Annotated in this window: 15 protein-coding genes and 1 riboswitch; all 15 genes read right to left on the reverse strand. The window is 36.6% G+C overall.

All coding sequences use genetic code 11. The features are described 5' to 3' along the window. Positions 1–9: 9 nt before the first annotated feature. Positions 10–723 carry an elongation factor P 5-aminopentanone reductase gene (ymfI, locus tag MKX37_RS18445; protein WP_078421713.1) on the reverse strand — a complete coding sequence of 238 codons (714 nt, stop codon included), beginning with the start codon at positions 721–723 and terminating at the stop codon, positions 10–12. Positions 724–840: 117 nt separating this feature from the next. After that, positions 841–2,127, reverse strand: coding sequence for an EF-P 5-aminopentanol modification-associated protein YfmH (gene yfmH / locus MKX37_RS18450; protein ID WP_016120680.1), 1,287 nt, complete (start codon positions 2,125–2,127; stop codon positions 841–843). Beyond that, positions 2,128–3,402, reverse strand: a complete 1,275-nt coding sequence (yfmF, locus tag MKX37_RS18455) for an EF-P 5-aminopentanol modification-associated protein YfmF (protein ID WP_002190489.1) — start codon at positions 3,400–3,402, stop codon at positions 2,128–2,130. Between the two features lie 210 nt (positions 3,403–3,612). Continuing rightward, positions 3,613–4,572, reverse strand: a complete 960-nt coding sequence (locus MKX37_RS18460) for an ABC transporter permease (RefSeq protein ID WP_002066758.1) — start codon at positions 4,570–4,572, stop codon at positions 3,613–3,615. Further along, positions 4,573–5,631 (reverse strand): ABC transporter permease, encoded by a 1,059-nt coding sequence (locus tag MKX37_RS18465; protein WP_078421714.1) that lies wholly within the window; start codon positions 5,629–5,631, stop codon positions 4,573–4,575. Then, on the reverse strand, positions 5,624–7,156 hold the full coding sequence (locus tag MKX37_RS18470; RefSeq protein ID WP_002128712.1) for an ABC transporter ATP-binding protein: 1,533 nt from the start codon (positions 7,154–7,156) through the stop codon (positions 5,624–5,626). The genes MKX37_RS18465 and MKX37_RS18470 overlap by 8 nt, the downstream gene beginning before the upstream one ends. 108 nt (positions 7,157–7,264) lie before the next feature. Next, the gene (locus MKX37_RS18475; protein ID WP_002128714.1) at positions 7,265–8,341 is read right to left on the reverse strand and encodes a BMP family lipoprotein; all 1,077 of its coding nucleotides are present in this window, start codon (positions 8,339–8,341) and stop codon (positions 7,265–7,267) included. A 90-nt stretch (positions 8,342–8,431) separates the two neighbouring features. After that, a complete protein-coding gene (locus tag MKX37_RS18480; RefSeq protein WP_002088063.1) occupies positions 8,432–9,157 on the reverse strand; it encodes a GntR family transcriptional regulator in 726 nt (241 codons plus the stop codon). Positions 9,158–9,390: 233 nt separating this feature from the next. Next, positions 9,391–9,492: riboswitch (purine riboswitch) on the reverse strand. 203 nt (positions 9,493–9,695) lie between these two features. Beyond that, a complete protein-coding gene (locus tag MKX37_RS18485) occupies positions 9,696–12,080 on the reverse strand; it encodes a DNA translocase FtsK (RefSeq protein ID WP_002014584.1) in 2,385 nt (794 codons plus the stop codon). Positions 12,081–12,294: 214 nt separating this feature from the next. Continuing rightward, positions 12,295–12,498: a YlzJ-like family protein gene (locus MKX37_RS18490; protein WP_002088064.1), complete on the reverse strand. Its 204-nt coding sequence runs from the start codon at positions 12,496–12,498 to the stop codon at positions 12,295–12,297. Then, on the reverse strand, positions 12,495–13,244 hold the full coding sequence (gene tepA / locus MKX37_RS18495; protein WP_002014582.1) for a translocation-enhancing protein TepA: 750 nt from the start codon (positions 13,242–13,244) through the stop codon (positions 12,495–12,497). The genes MKX37_RS18490 and tepA overlap by 4 nt, the downstream gene beginning before the upstream one ends. A gap of 102 nt (positions 13,245–13,346) precedes the next feature. Beyond that, on the reverse strand, positions 13,347–15,017 hold the full coding sequence (locus MKX37_RS18500; protein WP_002014581.1) for a ribonuclease J: 1,671 nt from the start codon (positions 15,015–15,017) through the stop codon (positions 13,347–13,349). Positions 15,018–15,625: 608 nt separating this feature from the next. Further along, positions 15,626–16,504 carry a 4-hydroxy-tetrahydrodipicolinate synthase gene (gene dapA, locus MKX37_RS18505; RefSeq protein ID WP_002014579.1) on the reverse strand — a complete coding sequence of 293 codons (879 nt, stop codon included), beginning with the start codon at positions 16,502–16,504 and terminating at the stop codon, positions 15,626–15,628. A gap of 11 nt (positions 16,505–16,515) precedes the next feature. After that, entirely contained in the window at positions 16,516–17,748 is a 1,233-nt protein-coding gene (gene dapG / locus MKX37_RS18510; protein ID WP_002088068.1) for an aspartate kinase, read from the reverse strand. A 23-nt stretch (positions 17,749–17,771) separates the two neighbouring features. Then, complete coding sequence (gene asd / locus MKX37_RS18515; protein WP_002014577.1) at positions 17,772–18,818, reverse strand: aspartate-semialdehyde dehydrogenase; 1,047 nt, start codon at positions 18,816–18,818, stop codon at positions 17,772–17,774. Positions 18,819–18,952 lie beyond the last annotated feature (134 nt).

Raw genomic sequence — 18,952 nt, forward strand, 5'->3', positions numbered from 1 at the left:
AAGAATTTTTTAGCAATGCCAACCGCCATTCACTCCGATAATTTGCCCCGTAATATAAGAAGCTCCTGGCGAAACGAGGAATGATACTGTTTTTGCTACCTCTTCGGGTAGTCCTATTCTACCTAATGGAATATCTTCAGCAATTTCATTTTTATCATCTTCTGAAAATACATTTAACATTTCTGTTTCGATCGCACCTGGCGCTACCGCATTAACGCGCAATCCACTTAGAGAAACTTCTTTCGCTAAAGCCTTCACATATGAATTTTGTGCACCTTTCACCATTGAGTACAGCACCTCACAAGACGCTCCTATTTGCCCCCAAATGGATGAAATAACAACAACATTACCACTTCTCCGCCCGATCATCGGTGGAAGCGCCATCGATAAAAGTCTATATACACTCTTCACTTGAAGCTCCACCATATAATCTAATTCTTCATTCGTAACATCTGTTACTAATCCAAATATACTCTTTCCAGCTGCGTATACAATAACATCAATAGGATGTTCGATTTGTCCCCACAATTTCTCTGCTCCATCGATAGAAGCTAAATTTGCTTGCACAGGAATCACTGCATCAAACTCCTTTTGTAACCCCCTTATCTTCTCTTTGCTTTTATTGTAATGAATATAGACTGTATAACCATCCTCGATTAACTGCTTCGAAATAGCAGAGCCAATCCCTCCGCTTCCTCCAGTTACTAATGCATACTTTTTCATAAATTCCCTCTCTTATCTTTTTATGTATAAATAAATAATACCCTCATCTTACCATTTGGCAATAACCAAACGTTAGATGAGGGATATAGATACTGCGTTTTTTATTCACATATTACTTCATTTTTTTTGTAACACTTGGCAGACACTCATTTTCTCTTCAATTAATAATGTTTTTGCTGCTTGTTGTAGGTCTTGAACAGTTAATCCTTCTAACACTGTAAGAGCATCAAATAAACTAGATTCATTAAACGCATATCGTGTAAACTGATTTGCAATATATTCAGGTGAATTCAACGATCGTAAAAATCCGCCAATTTTCTTTTTCTTCACCCGTTCCAGCGCAGTCTCATCTAACTGATCATAATTCGTTTGTAGTAAAATACCTTTTAATCGCTCTGCCAATTCATCAGGGTGCTTCGTATCTCCACCAACCATTGCAAAACCGAAGTTATTTTCTTCTGTATAGTCATACGAGAACGAATCATCAATAAGACCTTCATTATATAAAGATTCGTAATGAACTGACCCTTTTCCAAATAAATAATCTAAAAGTAATGTAAGTGCAATTTCTTGTTTTAACAGAGCTTGCCCTTTTTCTTTTAAATTCGTTGCCTTAATACCAACTAAACATTTTGGAGTTTGAACAGGCATTGAAATAATCTTTTTCTTTTCATTTACTTCTTCTGGTTCCTCTTCAAAAGAGCGAACGATTTCTGGTTGATTTTCGTAATCTTTTTTCGCTTGATTTTCACGAACTAAATCCATTGTTTTTTCAGGATCAATCGCTCCAACAACAAATAATAACATGTTGCTCGGATGGTAAAAAGTCTCATAACATTCATACAGTAGGTCTTTTGTAATTTTACTAATGGACTCAATTGTCCCTGCAATATCAATTTTAATTGGATGTTTCACAAACAAACTATCGATTAACCCAAAGTATAAACGCCAGTCTGGGTTATCTTGGTACATTTGAATTTCTTGACCGATAATACCTTTTTCTTTTTCAACCGTTTTTTCAGAGAAATACGGTTCTTGTACAAAGTCTAACAACGTATTTAAATTTCTTTCTACATTTGATGTACAGGAAAAGAGATAAGCGGTTCTTGTAAAAGATGTAAAAGCGTTCGCTGAAGCACCTTGTTTACTAAACAATTGAAACGCGTCATGGTCCTCTTTTTCAAACAATTTATGCTCAAGGAAATGAGCAATTCCATCTGGTACACGAGTCATGTCTTCTTTTCCAAGCGGTACAAATGTATTATCAACAGAACCGTACTTCGTCGTAAATGTTGCAAATGTTTTGTTGAAGCCTTGTTTCGGTAAGATATATACGTCTAATCCATTCGGAAGTTTTTCATAATATAGCGTCTCTTTTAATTGCTCATACACAATTTTCTCCATTTATTCTCCCTCCGTTCCATGTAAAAAGTAAATTGTATCTAGTTCAATATTATTAGCAACTTTCACAATCTCTTCTTTCGTCACGCTTTCTATGCCCGTTAGCCATTCTTCAACTGGACGCGTACGCTCTGAAATCACCCCGTGATAAAGCATTTCAACAAAACCACGTGGTGTATCAATTGCCTCTAAGATTTGATTTTGAATTACACTTTTCGTTTGCTGAATCTCTTCCTCTGAAAAATCACCGCTTTGCATTGCTTTCATCTGTTCTTTAATAATTTCAACAGCTTTTTCAAAGTTCTTCGCTTCAATTCCAGACATAACGAAGAGCAAACCTTTATGACTTTCAAATCTCGATGCTGCATAGTACGCTAAACTATTTTTTTCACGGACATTTACGAATAACTTCGAATGAGAAAACCCTCCAAATAATCCGTTAAACAATTGTAATGCAAAATAATCTTCATCTTTATACGTAATGAATGTGCGATAGCCGATATTTAATTTACTTTGCTTTAGTTCTTGTTTTTCAACAATTTCTTTTTCTTCATTATTTCGTTTATGAAGAAGTACATTTCTCTCTTTCATAGCGCGAGGTGAAATCGAAAAATACTTATTTACAAGCCCCACAGCATCTTCTGAAATATCACCAATGATATATAAATCCATTTCATCTTCAGCTAACACTTTTTGATAATATTGATACAAACTTTCATTTGTAATAGAAGCAACACTTTCTTTTTTTCCATTTGCACTTAAGCGATATGGTTCTACTTTGCACATTTCTGCAATTAAACGCTCGTTTGCATAACGCATTTTATCATCATAAGTAGCTTCAATTCGTTGCAAGAGTGCTCGTTTCTCACTTTCTACAATAGAAGATAGAAAACCGTCCCCTTCTGTTGCTGGATGTAAAACAATATCAGATAACATAGAAAGCGCTTTTTCAAATAACGGTGGTGCATCGCGTAAATATGTTTCATTTGCAATGTCTACATAAATAGAGATGATATGGTCTTCTCCTTTTTTACTTACATCTACCGCTAAAGAAGATCCATATAATTCTTCTAAATATTGACGAAGACGAATTACAGAAGGCAGTTTTTCTGTCGCACTTTGCAATACGTACGGCAATAGGGCACGCTCTGTCACCGTCTCCTCATTTAAAGGTGCTTTAAAACGAAATACAAAGGTATTTGTTTTAAATTTATCAGTCGGAATAATATGTACTCGCAAGCCACCTAATTCATGCAGTTGCTGTTCCATTAGTTTCATTAATAGCCCTCCTTTACGTATGTAGGAATATTCCTCTTCAATATACAGTTTTTAGAAATAAAAAATCAAATTTTCTTCCTTATTATGCTTACATTTGAGTCTTTCTAAAAACTTTAATATGTAAGGAACATAGTAAAATTCCGTATTAAATATATTCTATGTAAAAAAGCCCGCACTAATGTGCGAGCTTTTTTTATACTTTCTAAATACTCATCGTTTTCCTTTTTCATAAGGCGTTCCTAATGCTTTCGGAGCTTCAGATCGGCCTACAAAACCAACGAGTGCTAATATTGTAAATACATACGGTAATATCGTTAAGAATACACTTGGAATTTCTTTTAATATAGGAATTGTACCACCTGTTATCCCAAGTGATTGAGCAAATCCGAAGAACAGCGCTGCTCCAAGAGCACCAAGTGGATTCCATTTACCAAAGATCATAGCTGCTAGTGCTAAGAAACCTTGTCCAGTAATTGTAGCACCTGAGAAGTTACCAGAAATCGACATTGCGAAGACCGCACCACCCACTCCTGCAAACATTCCAGATATACAAACTGCAATATAACGCATTTTATATACATTAATCCCCATCGTATCTGCTGCCATTGGATGTTCACCAACAGCACGAAGACGAAGACCGAACGGTGTTTTATAAATAATGTACCAAACAACAAATGCTAAAATAATGGCAATATACGACGTTAACGGTACATTTGAGAAAAAGATTTTCCCGATTACCGGAATATCCGAAAGTCCTGGAACATCGATTTTTTCAATTCGGTATTGAATAAAATCAGTCTGTCCTTTACCAAAGATTTTCTTAATCGCAAATACTGTTAAACCGAGAGCCAAAAAGTTAATCGCTACCCCGCTTACTACTTGATCCGCGCGGAATGTAATGGACGCTACTGCGTGAAGAAGTGCAAATAACCCACTACCAATAGCTGCAAATAATAGTGCAATCCAAGGAGTCATTGCTCCCCACGTATCACCCATTAATAACGTTGTAACGATACCAGTAAATGCACCAAATAACATTAAACCTTCTAAGGCTATATTTACAACCCCAGAACGTTCACTGAACACTCCACCTAACGCCGTAAAAATAAGTGGCGCTGCCGTATATAAAGTACCAGTCACAAGAATGGCTAAAATATCTATAAAGCTCATTTATTTCCCCTCCTTGCTCATGCGTGTAAGTGCCCAGCGTAAAACATAACTGCAAGCAACAAAGAAAATAATACATGCGATAATAACATTAATTAACTCAGAAGGTACATCTGCTTCAAAATTCATTTGCGGGGCTGCACTTTTCAAACCACCGAACAGTAAAGCCGATAATAATATACCAAACGGATTATTTCCTCCAAGAAGAGCTACCGCAATCCCATCGAATCCAATACCAGTAAACGATGTCATTGCCGTCATACTTTGGAATGTTCCTAGACCTTCCATTGCCCCACCAATTCCAGCAAAAGCGCCAGCAATTGTCATTGATAATACAACATTACGAGAGACTTTCATCCCTGCATATTGCGATGCATTTTGGTTAAAACCAACCGATTTCAACTCATATCCTAACGTAGTTCTATCTAATACGAACCACATTACAATAGCAATTAAAATAGCTACAACAATTCCCCAGTGCAAACGAGATCCATCTGTCAATGAAGATAGCCAATCAGAAGCTAATGAAGCACTCGCTTGTACATCATAAGATTTCTCATTACCTTCATGTATAAAACGTTTAATAAGATCATACGTGACATAAAGTGCAATGTAGTTCATCATAATTGTGACAATTACTTCATTTACTTTAAGCTTTCCTTTTAAATATCCAGGTATAAATCCCCATAAACCACCGGCAATCGCGGCTACTAAAATAGATAACGGAATATGCAAAAATACTGGTAACGATACTGCATATCCAAACCAGACAGCGGCAAGCCATCCAACTAATAATTGTCCTTCTACCCCAATGTTAAAGAGACCTGTACGAAACGCAAATGCAACAGACAGACCAGCTAACACGAGTGGAATCATCGTACGTAGCGTCTCACCGATAGCCTGCGGATTTCCAACCATTCCTTCCCAAAGCGCTGCATACCCAACAATTGGATCATATCCACTAACTAACATTACAATGGCACCAACAAGTAAACCAAAAATAACGGATAATACAGGAACTAAAATGTTAATTGTTCGCTCCGTTAAAAATTTTTTAGCCATTTGTATTCACCTTCTCTTTCTCCGTTCCGCCAGCCATCAACAAACCAAGCTGTTGTTCATTTGTTTCTTTCGCATCGACAATTGCTACAATTTTACCTTCATATATAACAGCAACTCGATCACTTACATTTAAAATTTCATCCAGTTCTAGCGATAGAAGTAATACTGCTTTCCCATTATCTCTCTGCTCGATTAATTTTTTATGAATAAATTCAATCGCACCTACATCTAAACCACGTGTTGGTTGTGCTGCAATTAATAAATCTGGATTACGATCTACTTCACGTGCAATGATAGCTTTCTGCTGATTTCCACCTGATAGAGCACGCGCTAATGTTTGTTCGCTAGGCGTACGTACATCAAACTGTTCAATAAGCGCCTTTGCTTTCTCTGTGATTTTGCTAAAGTTTAAAATCCCCTTCTTTGAAAATGGATTTTTATAGTATGTTTGCAAAACTATATTGTCTTTAACAGAAAAATCAAGAACTAGCCCGTGTTTATGACGGTCTTCTGGAATATGACCAATTCCTTCCTCTGTAATTCTTCGAACAGGCCAATTCGTTATTTCTTTTCCTTTAATTGCAATAGAACCTGACTCAACTTTTCGTAAACCAGTAATCGCCTCTATTAATTCACTTTGACCATTTCCATCAATCCCTGCAATACCAACGATTTCTCCTGCACGAACAGTTAAGTCAAGGCCTTTTACAGCAGGTAATTGGCGTGCATCATGAACGACAAGATTCGCAACAGACAGAACCTCCTCTTTCGGTTTGGCCCCTATTTTTTCTGTTTTAAAATTCACTTGACGTCCGACCATTAATTCTGCAAGTTTATGTTCATCCATTTTCGCAACGTCAACTGTACCAATTCCTTTACCTTTACGAATAATTGTGCAACGATCGCAAACTTCCATAATTTCTTTTAATTTATGTGTAATAAGAATGATAGATTTTCCTTCTTGCACAAGCTTTTTCATAATTTGAATCAACTCATGAATTTCTTGAGGAGTTAACACTGCAGTCGGTTCATCGAATATTAAAATCTCCGCACCACGATAAAGCGTCTTTAATATTTCAACCCTTTGCTGCATCCCAACCGAAATATCTTCAATCTTTGCATTTGGATCAACAGCTAAACCGTACTGTTCAGATAATTGTTTAATTTCTTTTGCAGCCTCTTCAACAGCTATTTTCCCTTTTCTCTTCGGCTCATTTCCAAGAATGATATTCTCTGTAACTGTAAAATTATGAACAAGCATAAAGTGCTGATGGACCATCCCAATTCCAAGGTCATTTGCTATATTCGGATTTGTAATTTTTACAGGGGTTCCTTTAATTTTAATTTCGCCCTGTTCTGGTTGATACAAACCGAACAGTACATTCATCAACGTTGATTTCCCTGCACCATTTTCTCCAAGTAAAGCGTGTATCTCTCCCTGTTTTACTTGCAGCGTAATATCGTCATTCGCTACAATACCTGGGAATACTTTTGTAATATTGTTCATCTCAATTACGTATTCCATTTTGTTCCTCCTTCTAGCAGGGAACACTCCCCAATTACACTCTATTAAAAGTATTTTTATATATACAAAGGTTAGTTCTAAGAACTAACCTTTGCTATTGCTCTATCATTATTTCTTTAGAGCAGCTTCGTATGCTTTATATTCATCATCAGTCGCAGGTACTTTAATTTCACCAGCAGTGATTTTCTTCTCAAACTCTTCTATTTTTGTTAAAATTTCTGGGTTTACTTTTTTCACATTATCAGTTGTTTTCGCAATACCAACGCCATCATCTTTTAAGCCGAACTCTTCTACTTTACCGCCTTTTAACTTACCATCTTTCGCTTCTTGCGCTACTTTTGCTACTGCAACATCAACACGTTTTACCATTGAAGTTAAAGTTACGTTTTCAGGCATGCCTTCTTGATTTTGGTCACGGTCAACACCGATTACCCAAACATTTTCACCTTTTTTCTTACGGTTTTTCGCTTCTGTGAATACACCGTTACCAGTTGCACCTGAAGCATGGTAAATTACGTCAACGCCTTGACCGTACATTGCTGAAGCTAATACAGATCCTTTTTCTGGCTTATCAAATGCATCAGCATATTGTGATACAATTTCGATATTTGGATTTACTGCTTTTGCACCAGCTTTAAAACCTGATTCGAATTTTGTAATTAACGGACTCTTCACACCACCAACAAAACCAACTTTATTTGATTTTGTTGTCATCGCTGCTACAGCTCCAACTAGGAATGAACCTTCATGGTCTTTAAATGTAATACTTGTTACGTTCGGCTTCTTTACAACAGTATCTACAATCGCAAATTGCTCTTTTGGATACTGTTCAGCCACCTTTTCAATTGATTTTTCCATTAAGTATCCAATACCAAATGTTGTGTTATAATGATCTTTCGCAAATTTCGTTAAATTTGGAATGTAATCAGCATCTTTACTTGATTGAAGGTAACGATATCCTTCATTTTTCTTTAAATCGTTGTCTTTACCGAATTTTGTTAAACCTTCCCAAGCTGATTGGTTAAATGATTTGTCATCAACGCCCCCAACATCTGTAACCATACCAACCTTAAACTCTTTATCCCCTTTTTTGTCACTATCCGCTTTATCCGAGTTACCACATGCACCTAACACTGTACTTGCTGCTAACGTTAATGATAATAAAAGACCTGTTTTTTTCTTCATACTAGAAACCCCTCCTGAAATGTTTTGTCTAATGATTCATACGCTGCTGTCCCTTACTTCTTGCTGTCACCTCCCTAAAAAGGAACTTCCCTACATACGTTTTCTTAATACGTGGAAGCTAAACTTATCAGCTCTAAAGTAATTAATAGAATATAAGATTGGCTCATCATTTTGATCATAGTGCATTTGTTTTAAAACTAGCAGTGCCGTTTCAGGTTCACATTCTAAAATCGGTGAAATTTTCGGGTGATAACCAATCGGTTCAATGTGAGCAACTGCGTATGTGATACGCTTGTGCGTATTATTATGTATTACTGTAAGCAGCGATTCCTCATTGTATCCCGATAAATCTGGTAATATCTCTTTTGCCAGTTTATCAATGCAATATACAACTGGTTCCCCATCCGCTGTACGAACACGTTCAATCATTACTGCGCTAAAAGCATCTTCACAATTAAATTTCTCTTTTTCTTCTTCTGTTAAAGTTGTTGTAGATGATGATAAAAAGATTGTTCCTGGTGTTTTCCCCACACTAGAAATCATATCTGTAATACTAGAAAGTTGCTCTATTCCAGAAGAAAATAACGGCTTCGCATTTACAAATGTCCCTACACCATGTCTACGAATAACAACATTTTCTTCTTCTAAAATACGTAGTGCTTCCCTTAAAGTTGCCCTACTTACACCAAGTTCTTTCGCTAGATCAAACTCTGAAGGTAACTTTTGTTTTTCTTTGTAAGCCCCATCTTTAATTTTCCCTTTGATGTGATCAATCACCCGCAAATATAGGTGACGACTATCGGATTTTACTGACATAAGACTCCCCCGCATTTCAATTATTCGACCTCTGATGTAAGACTTCTTTTCTCTTTTTTCAACTTACAACATAGTATAAATTACTAAATACTAAAAATAAGCGTAATTATCGAATAAATATTAATAATTTTTCAAGATGAAATTTTCACACTTTATCCCATAAAAAAAACTTTGTACCATAAACATTTCTCATATAGAGAAAAAGTTCGGCACAAAGATTCCTTACATCCTTTGTTACACACTTTTCCCCTCATAGTCTAGCAATTCATGGTTGCCAGGTAGAAACTTATGGACCTTATCTCCAAGATTATATGAGGCAGTGATTCTTTTCGAAGTAATCTTACCACTTGCTCCCATATGTGTCAACAGATTTCAACATTTTTCTACATTAAATATCGAACGTTTTGAAAACCAAAACGATAAGCATTCGTATTCTAAAGGACCCTTAAAAATGTAAGCCCTTTCTTAGTCGGTGAATATAGTATATAACAAAAACAGCATATAAAAAAGCCTAATTGTAAAAACAATTAGGCTTTTTTTAAGAACTTTTTTCTTGCACATCTTTAATGAGTACTCCCCTTGGTTTACTACCTTCATAAGGACCTACTACACCATTCATTTCCATGGCATCAATTAAACGAGCTGCTCGCGTATATCCTACTCTAAATCTACGTTGTAACATAGAAACAGATGCTGTTTGCATTTCTACTACAAGCTGAACCGCTTCATCGTATAATTCATCTTCTACTTCCTGCTTTGTTTCAGGAACATCTTGTGGAATCATATCTTCTTGATATTGCGCTTTTTGCTGCGCAATAACAGATTCTACGACTCTCTCAACTTCATCATCTGATAAAAATGCCCCTTGTACACGAACAGGTTTCGATGCACCAATTGGTATGAATAACATATCTCCACGACCTAGCAACTTTTCTGCACCACCACCGTCAAGAATCGTTCGAGAATCTATTTGGGAAGATACAGCAAATGCAATACGCGATGGAATATTCGCTTTAATAACACCTGTGATAACATCAACTGACGGGCGCTGAGTCGCAATAATTAAATGAATACCAGCAGCACGTGCCATTTGCGCTAAACGCATAATCGCATCTTCTACATCCGAAGAAGCAACCATCATTAAATCAGCTAACTCGTCCACAATTACTACAATATATGGTAATTCAGGTTGTTTCGCTTCCGATTGGCTATTATGTTCTTTAATATAATCATTATATCCTTCAATGTTACGCGTACCGCTATGCGCGAATAATTCATAACGACGCTCCATTTCACTCACAACTTTCTTCAAAGCCTGTGATGCTTTTTTCGGATCAGTTACGACTGGTGTTAATAAGTGCGGAACACCGTTATATACATTTAACTCTACCATTTTCGGATCAATCATCATTAATTTTACTTCATGCGGTTTTGCACGCATTAAAATACTTACAATAATTCCATTAATACATACACTCTTTCCACTACCAGTCGCACCAGCTACTAATAAATGGGGCATTTTATTTAAACGTGCCAATACAGCCTCTCCTGTAACATCACGTCCAAGACCGATTAATAACTTCTCTTCTGGGTGGTTATTCGCCTTTGAATCAAGAACTTCTCTCAGCGTTACCATAGAAACTTCTGAATTCGGAACCTCAATCCCTACAGCTGATTTCCCGGGAATAGGTGCTTCAATACGAATGTCTTTCGCTGCTAAAGCAAGCGCTAAATCATCACTTAAACTAACAATTTTACTTACCTTTACTCCCATATCAGGATACACTTCATATTTCGTAACTGCAGGACCTCTATGTACTTTTGTTACTTTCGCTTTCACACCAAAACTTTGGAATGTACGTTCCAATTTACGAGCATTTTCATAAATTTCCGCATTTTCATTTGTAACTTGCTTATTTTGGGGAAACTTTAATATATCAAGCGAAGGAAGCTTATAATCTTTATTTTCCACATTAGAAAATTGCATAGGAGGTGCTTTCGTTTCACCTTCTAGCGATTCAACGATTTTTTCTCCTCGTTTCTTGTGAGGTTGTTCTTCTGGCGCAGGCGGAACTGCCTCTTCAATAAACGGAGGAGTGATTAAATCATTTTCTTCTATCTGCTTTTCCGTCTCTTCACGTACTGGATAATTCTCAGTAAAATTCGAAATAATTGGTGGACCAATTTCTATTTCTTCTACTGGCTCAATAGCTTCTTCTTGTTCAGCAACACGTTCACGCCTCTTGCTTCTTGTTGTTTTTTTCTTTTCAGTTTGCTCGGCGACCCTTTGAGATTTCCAATCTTTATAATCCCCTTGCATTACTTGAAACTGACTTCTAAGAATTCTCCCTACCGGAGCAAGTACTTCTCCAATATGTTTATTTGTTATACAAAGTATTCCAAGAATAACTAAAATAATTCCAATGATATATGCCCCTACTTCGTCAAATAAGAAGTAGCACGTTGCGAACATCAATGCACCGAACATACCACCACCTAAATGAACACTATCCGGGCCCTTTTTCATTTCAAGGAAGAAGTAATCTTTTGTACTAACAATTACAGAAGTATTTTGTACAGCTCCATCTTTCGTAAGCAGGTTAAATAATGTAATATGACTAAACATTAATATTGCTAGTACAATTAAATAAACACCTATTAGCCGTTTATTTAAAAGGTTGGGCCATCCCCGCTTTATTACAAACGCAACAGATAAAGCTATTACACCTAACACACCAATTATGTACCACTCACCAAAGAAGAAGCGAAAAAATAACACAAACGATTTCCCTACAACACCTAGCTGTAAAATCGTAATAATCGAAAGTGCAAAAAGAGTCAACCCGACGATTTCATAATACAAAGTTGGCTTTATCGTACGTCTTGCCTTAGCCTTCGTCCCTCTTTGCTTTTGTTTTGCCATTTCTTCACCTCGTGTTCTAGAAATTAAGTACAACTTTCTTATAAAAAAGATCTACTTACATGTCTTTCTCTCTATTTTTCAGGTCTTTATATCTTCTATTTTTACACTTCTTGTAAAATGTTAAATAAACAGAAGAAAGCAGCCTACTCATGGCTGCTCAACCGTCTTGTTTTTTATATTATACCATAGCTCCTAAACAAAATCCTTCTTTTTGCTAAAAGGTAATTTTCTGTCCAGGCTCAAACTCTAGGTAGTGAGACGGATTCGTACTTAATACACGTACAATAGAGTAACATTGATTATCCTCCTCAGAAACCACTAATTCCACGCCATTTATATTCACAACTTTTTGGCTTTCGCATTGTGAATAATCGGCCGGATACACAAGTTGCTCTGGCATAATTGTATATAAAATCATTGTAGCATTGTCCCTTCTGTACTATTATCCTTGCGTTCATCAATTAATTCGTTTAATTTTCGAAGTGCGCTACCAATACCACCGACACCATCTATAAGACCATACTTCACTGCATCTCCACCTATTACATTCGTCCCAATATCTCGCGTCAAATTCCCTTTTGCAAACATAAGCTCTTTAAAACGATCTTCCGTTACTTTCGAATGCTTTGTCACAAATCGAATGACTCTTTCTTGCATTTTATCCAAATACTCAAATGTTTGTGGCACACCTATAACAAGACCTGTTAAACGAATTGGATGAATTGTCATCGTCGCTGTTTCGGCAATAAATGAATAATCAGTTGAGACCGCAATCGGTACACCGATTGAATGCCCTCCTCCTAAAACAAGAGATACAGTTGGTTTTGAAAGCGAAGCCACCATTTCAGAAATCGCTAATCCAGCTTCAACGTCACCCCCAACTGTATTTAATATTAACAGTAAACCTTCAATTTTTGGATTTTGTTCAATCGCGACAATTTGCGGAATGATGTGTTCATATTTTGTTGTTTTATTTTGTGGTGGCAACTGAATATGACCTTCCACCTGCCCAACAATTGTTAAGCAATGAATACGCGATTCATTCATTTGTGGTACATTTGTCTGTCCAAGTTGCTGAATTTTCTCCACTATAGAAGCCTCTTTTGGAACTTCTTTCGGCTCAGCTTCTTTTTCTTCATTTGTATAACGATCACGTTCTGTCATATCGCATCCCCTTTCACTCGTATATAACTATTATTTCTTAAGTTATGAATTTCATTCGATAGGGTTAAAAAAGAAAAAGATCACCTGTAAAGGTGACCTTCTTTATACTTCCATAATAATCGGTAAAATCATTGGCTTTCTCTTCGTTTCTTCGTACAAGAACTGCCCTAATAATTCACGAATATTTTGTTTCAACATAGACCATTCAATTGTATATTCTTTAATTGATTGTTCAACAATCATACGTACAATATCTGTGGATCGTTCGATTAATGCTTCTGATTCACGAACATATACAAAGCCGCGTGAAATAATTTCTGGACCAGAGATTATTTTCTTTTCATCCTTACCAAGTGTTACAACAACAACTAAAATTCCATCTTGAGATAACATCTTTCTATCTCGAAGAACGATGTTACCGACGTCACCTACACCTAATCCATCAATTAAAACATTACCAGCTTGCACTTTACCAGCTAATTTTGCTTCATCGTCACCAAAAGCAATTACATCGCCTTTTTCTACGATAAAGATATTCTCTCTCGCAATACCTACATCTTCCGCTAAATACGCATGTGCTTTTTGCATACGGAACTCACCGTGTACGGGTACAAAATACTTCGGCTTCATTAAATTTATCATCAGCTTTAATTCTTCTTGGCTACCATGACCTGAAACGTGAACTTTTCTTTCACCGTAATAAATAACCTCAGCACCAGATCTAAATAACAAGTCAATAATTTTTGATACAGATACTTCATTTCCTGGAATTGGAGAAGCTGCAATAATAACAGTATCACCTTTACGAATTGAAATTTGTTTATGAGCTTGTTTCGCCATTCTAGAAAGGGCTGCCATCGGTTCCCCTTGACTACCAGTCGTTAAGATAGCTACCTTTTTTTCCGGGAAATTGTCTATTTCTTGTAATGAAATAACCATACCTTCTGGAACATCTAAATAACCAAGACGTCTTGCAATATCTACCACTTTCACCATGCTACGTCCTACTACCGCTACTTTCCTTCCAGTTTCAGCAGCTGCATCAAACACTTGTTGAATACGATGTACATTGGAGGCAAATGAAGCAACAATAATACGTCCTTCTGAACTATAGAATACTTTAGAAATCTCTATACCAACTTCTTTTTCCGAACCTGTATAACCAGGACGTTCAGCGTTTGTACTATCAGATAACAAGCAAAGTACGCCTTCATTTCCAATTTGCGCCATTTTCCCAAGATCTGCTCCACTATTTCCGATTGGAGTTTGATCAAATTTAAAGTCTCCTGTATATACTACAGCACCTTTTGATGTATGGAAACAAACACCCACAGAATCCGGAATACTATGTGTCGTTCCGAAGAATGACACATTTGTTGAATTAAACTCTACTGTTGAATTCGAGTCAATTGTTTTTAAGTCTACACGGCCTAACATTCCTGCTTCGCCAAGCTTTTCTTGTATAAGTCCTACCGTTAATTTCGTCGCATATACTGGAATAGATAATTTACGAAGCACATAAACAATTCCACCAATATGATCTTCATGACCATGGGTAATAAATAGTCCTTTTACTCGCTCTTGATTTTCTACTAAATATGTAATGTCAGGAATAACAATATCAATCCCAAACATTTCATCTCCCGGGAACATCAATCCGGCATCTACAATAAAGATTTCAGAATCAATTTCAACACAGTACATGTTTTTTCCGATTTCACCTACTCCGCCAAGAGCAAATACTTTAACAGACTCATTCTCTTTTCTCTTCATGTTGTTGCCTGGTTTAAAAATCTTGCAAACACTGATTTCACTAAAATTGCAGAGACACCAGGGGAAACTCTACAACCACCATATATTCACCGTCCAAGACGAATGTCCTTACCGTTATGCGATATCATGTCCTTGTTAATTTTTTAAACCAGGTTTCACCTCTCTTTCATTATATAAATCAAATATCTTATTCGATATGATATGAAAATTTCATTAAATCTTAATTTTTACCAATTTTGCTAAGCATACCCGTACTAAGCTACTTAGCCATATTATAACTGATACAAGAAATAGAACACAAGTTAAATTATGCGAAAGACAAGAGAAGACACTAAAATGAGATTATAATTTAAGAGGGCAAAATTCATATCAGTTTTACTATTTTCCCTACGTAATAAGAGTTTGATGGAAAAATATTCATGTAAATTCTTTACATAAACATGAAACGATATTCACTAAAAAAATCTTATCTCTGTAATCAGTTTCTTACTAATTCTCCCCCCTGCCATCCCCTTCTTATTACAGCCTATTAACTATAGCTAATTTTCATCACTTACATATAGTTAGTCAAAATAAAAATGACCTAGTTTCACACTAGGTCATTTTTATTAACGAGGAATAGATTGCATTACGGATTGTAACGTTATTCTTTCTTCTTCCGTTAATGGAAGAAGTGGCAAACGTACAGAACCTACATCTAATCCCACCATTTGTAATGCTGTTTTTACTGGTGTTGGGCTCGGCGCCATAAATAGTGCATCCGTTACTTTTACTAGTAATTGATGTAATTTCTGCGCTTTTTTGAACTCTCCAGCTTGGAATGCAGCAATCATTTCTTGCATTTCATTCCCGATAACATGAGATGCTACAGAAACAATACCTTTTGCTCCAATTGCCATAGCTGGTAATGTTAAACCATCATCACCGCTGTATACTGCAAAGTCGTCCGCTGTTTTTTCAATGATTTCTGTCATTGTTAATACATCGCCGCCTGCATCTTTAATCGCAACAATGTTTTCTATTTCTGATAAACGAACAACTGTATCAACGGAGATTTGTACAATAGATCGTCCTGGAACATTATATAGCATTACCGGAAGCGGAGTGCTTTCAGCGATTGTTTTAAAGTGCTGGTACATCCCTTCTTGACTCGGTTTATTATAATACGGTGCCACTAGCATAACTGCATCAACACCAACTTCAGTTGCCTTTTTTGTTAAATCGACAGAAGCATGCGTATTATTGCTACCTGTTCCAGCGATGACGGGTACCCTTTTATCGACAACAGATACGACATGGCGATATAACGCTACTTTTTCTTCTGATGTTAATGTAGGAGATTCTCCAGTCGTCCCTCCTACCACGATTGCTGTTGTACCGTTATCAATTAAATAATTTACCAATTTCGTTGTCTTTGCAAAATCGATATTACCATTTTTATCAAACGGTGTTACCATCGCGGTTGCAATTGTCCCAAAATCTATCATGATCTCACTCCTTATTGTTCCAGTTGCTTTTCTTTTGAAAGCTCAAATGCACTATGTAATGCATTCACAGCCTCCACTAAATCGGCTTCTTTTACAAGAACCCAAATTGTCGTATGACTATCTGCTGATTGCAGAATTTGAATACCTTTTTCCGCTAAAGCTGTGACAATTTTCGCTGTAACCCCTGGAATACCTGCCATTCCAGCACCAACGATAGAAACCTTCGCACAATGCTCTGTCACCACTGGATCATATCCAAGTTGCTTTAAAACCTCAACTGCACGCGCTGATACACTATCCTTTACTGTGTAAGCTACACCAGTAGGAGAAATGTTAATTAAGTCCACACTAATCCCTTCATTAGCCATTTCTTTAAACACGTGTTGTTGTAAATCATATGCAGTTTCTTTTGCAAGCACTTTAATTTGCGTTACGTTTGACACATGGGCAATCCCTGTAACAGGACGTTCTTCTACATCCTGCCCTTTTGTAGCACCATCATATGCCGCAATAAGCGTACCTTCACTATCAGAATACGTAGAACGTACACGAAGTGGTACTTTTGCATGCATCGCAATTTCAACCGCACGCGGATGAACAACTTTCGCACCCTGATAAGCCATGTTACAAATCTCGTTATATGTTACAGTTTGAAGATGACGTGCATCTTTTACGATACGAGGATCCGCAGTCATAACACCTTCAACATCTGTGAAGATATCGATATATTCAGCATGAAGCGCAACACCTAATGCTGAAGCTGAGGTATCACTACCTCCGCGTCCAAGTGTTGTCGTATCTCCATTTTTCGTTTGACCTTGGAATCCAGTCACGACGATAACATCTACATTTTGTAACTCTTCATGTATACGATCGCAATTCATTTCAATAATCTTAGCATTCGTAAAGTCATTATTCGTTACAAAACCAGCTTGCGCACCATTTAATGCTGCTGCTTTTATACCATTCTCATTCAACATGTTAGAGAAAACAATTGCTGAGATTAATTCTCCGCATGATAATAATAAATCTTGCTCACGTTTAGAAATATTAGGTTCCTCTTGATTTACAAGACTTAATAACGTATCAGTTGCATACGGTTCACCTTTACGGCCCATTGCTGATACAACAGTAACTACTTTATAACCAGCAGCTAACGATTTTTTTATATGGTGAAGCGCATGCTTGCGCCCATTGTCATCACGTACTGATGTACCACCAAATTTTTGAACAATAATTTTCATATTTTGCACCTTCTCTTAGCCGTTTACACTAATTGTAATTTTACTAAGCGCTCTGCAATTTGAACAGAATTCCATGCAGCGCCTTTTAATAAGTTATCAGATACGACCCAAAGGTGGAATCCTTTATCATTATTTAAATCTTTACGGATTCTTCCAACGAATACTTCATTTTTACCTACTGCAGTAGCTGGCATTGGATATAACTGCTCTGCTGGATTATCTTGCAGTACAATACCTTCTGCATTTGCAAGTAAGTTTTTCATTTCTTCTACTGTTACGCCTTCTTTATCTACTTCAATGTATACAGACTCGGAATGACCCGATACAACTGGTAAACGTACACATGTCGCAGCTACTTCTAATTCAGGCATATGCATAATTTTTTTCGTTTCATTAATCATTTTCATTTCTTCGAATGTAAATCCATTATCTTGGAATTTATCAATCTGTGGAATAGCATTAAAAGCGATTTGGAAATGCTTTTCGTCACCTGATACAGGTAAAACATTCGCCTTTACTTCTTCGCCATTTAAGATTGCTTGTGATTGTTCATGAAGTTCTTCAATAGCTGCCGCACCAGCACCTGATACAGCTTGATATGTGGAAACGATTACTCGTTTTAAACCATATTGCTGACGAACTGGCTCAAGAGCTACTACCATTTGAATTGTAGAACAGTTTGGATTTGCAATAATACCATTATGTTCTTTTAAATCATTTTCATTTACTTCAGGTACAACAAGTGGCACGTTTTCTGTCATACGGAATGCACTTGTATTATCAACAACAATTGCACCGCGCTTTGCTGCTTCTGGCGCTAATTGTTTCGATACAGATCCACCTGCACTAAATAGTGCAATATCTACTCCTTCAAAACTTTCAGGAGTTGCCTCTTGAACTGTAAATTCTTCGCCTTTAAATACAAGTTTCTTACCTGCAGATCGTTTAGATGAAAGTAACGTTAACTTCCCAATTGGAAATTCTCGTTTCTCTAAAGTATTTAACATTTGTTCACCAACTGCGCCGGTTGCTCCAACTACAGCGACATGAAAAGTTTTTTGCTTTTCCATCACTATGCCCCTTTCTAGATACCAATCCTTCTATAACTTAGAATTAGAAGGAGCTTACAATGCCCCCTCTAATCTTAATAACGTTAATTTTATCATATTCTACAGTAAGAATGATGGTTTCAACAAAAATTGTA

Source organism: Bacillus sp. FSL R5-0709, assembly GCF_038004785.1.
Lineage (GTDB): Bacteria > Bacillota > Bacilli > Bacillales > Bacillaceae_G > Bacillus_A > Bacillus_A mycoides.

Coding starts and splice junctions, on each gene's coding strand:
- ymfI (WP_078421713.1), bottom strand. CDS start 723: ATGAAAAAGTATGCATTAGTAACTGGAGGAAGCGGAGGGATTGGCTCT.
- yfmH (WP_016120680.1), bottom strand. CDS start 2,127: ATGGAGAAAATTGTGTATGAGCAATTAAAAGAGACGCTATATTATGAA.
- yfmF (WP_002190489.1), bottom strand. CDS start 3,402: ATGAAACTAATGGAACAGCAACTGCATGAATTAGGTGGCTTGCGAGTA.
- MKX37_RS18460 (WP_002066758.1), bottom strand. CDS start 4,572: ATGAGCTTTATAGATATTTTAGCCATTCTTGTGACTGGTACTTTATAT.
- MKX37_RS18465 (WP_078421714.1), bottom strand. CDS start 5,631: ATGGCTAAAAAATTTTTAACGGAGCGAACAATTAACATTTTAGTTCCT.
- MKX37_RS18470 (WP_002128712.1), bottom strand. CDS start 7,156: ATGGAATACGTAATTGAGATGAACAATATTACAAAAGTATTCCCAGGT.
- MKX37_RS18475 (WP_002128714.1), bottom strand. CDS start 8,341: ATGAAGAAAAAAACAGGTCTTTTATTATCATTAACGTTAGCAGCAAGT.
- MKX37_RS18480 (WP_002088063.1), bottom strand. CDS start 9,157: ATGTCAGTAAAATCCGATAGTCGTCACCTATATTTGCGGGTGATTGAT.
- MKX37_RS18485 (WP_002014584.1), bottom strand. CDS start 12,080: ATGGCAAAACAAAAGCAAAGAGGGACGAAGGCTAAGGCAAGACGTACG.
- MKX37_RS18490 (WP_002088064.1), bottom strand. CDS start 12,498: ATGATTTTATATACAATTATGCCAGAGCAACTTGTGTATCCGGCCGAT.
- tepA (WP_002014582.1), bottom strand. CDS start 13,244: ATGACAGAACGTGATCGTTATACAAATGAAGAAAAAGAAGCTGAGCCG.
- MKX37_RS18500 (WP_002014581.1), bottom strand. CDS start 15,017: ATGAAGAGAAAAGAGAATGAGTCTGTTAAAGTATTTGCTCTTGGCGGA.
- dapA (WP_002014579.1), bottom strand. CDS start 16,504: ATGATAGATTTTGGGACAATTGCAACCGCGATGGTAACACCGTTTGAT.
- dapG (WP_002088068.1), bottom strand. CDS start 17,748: ATGAAAATTATTGTTCAAAAATTTGGTGGTACATCAGTACGTGATGAC.
- asd (WP_002014577.1), bottom strand. CDS start 18,818: ATGGAAAAGCAAAAAACTTTTCATGTCGCTGTAGTTGGAGCAACCGGC.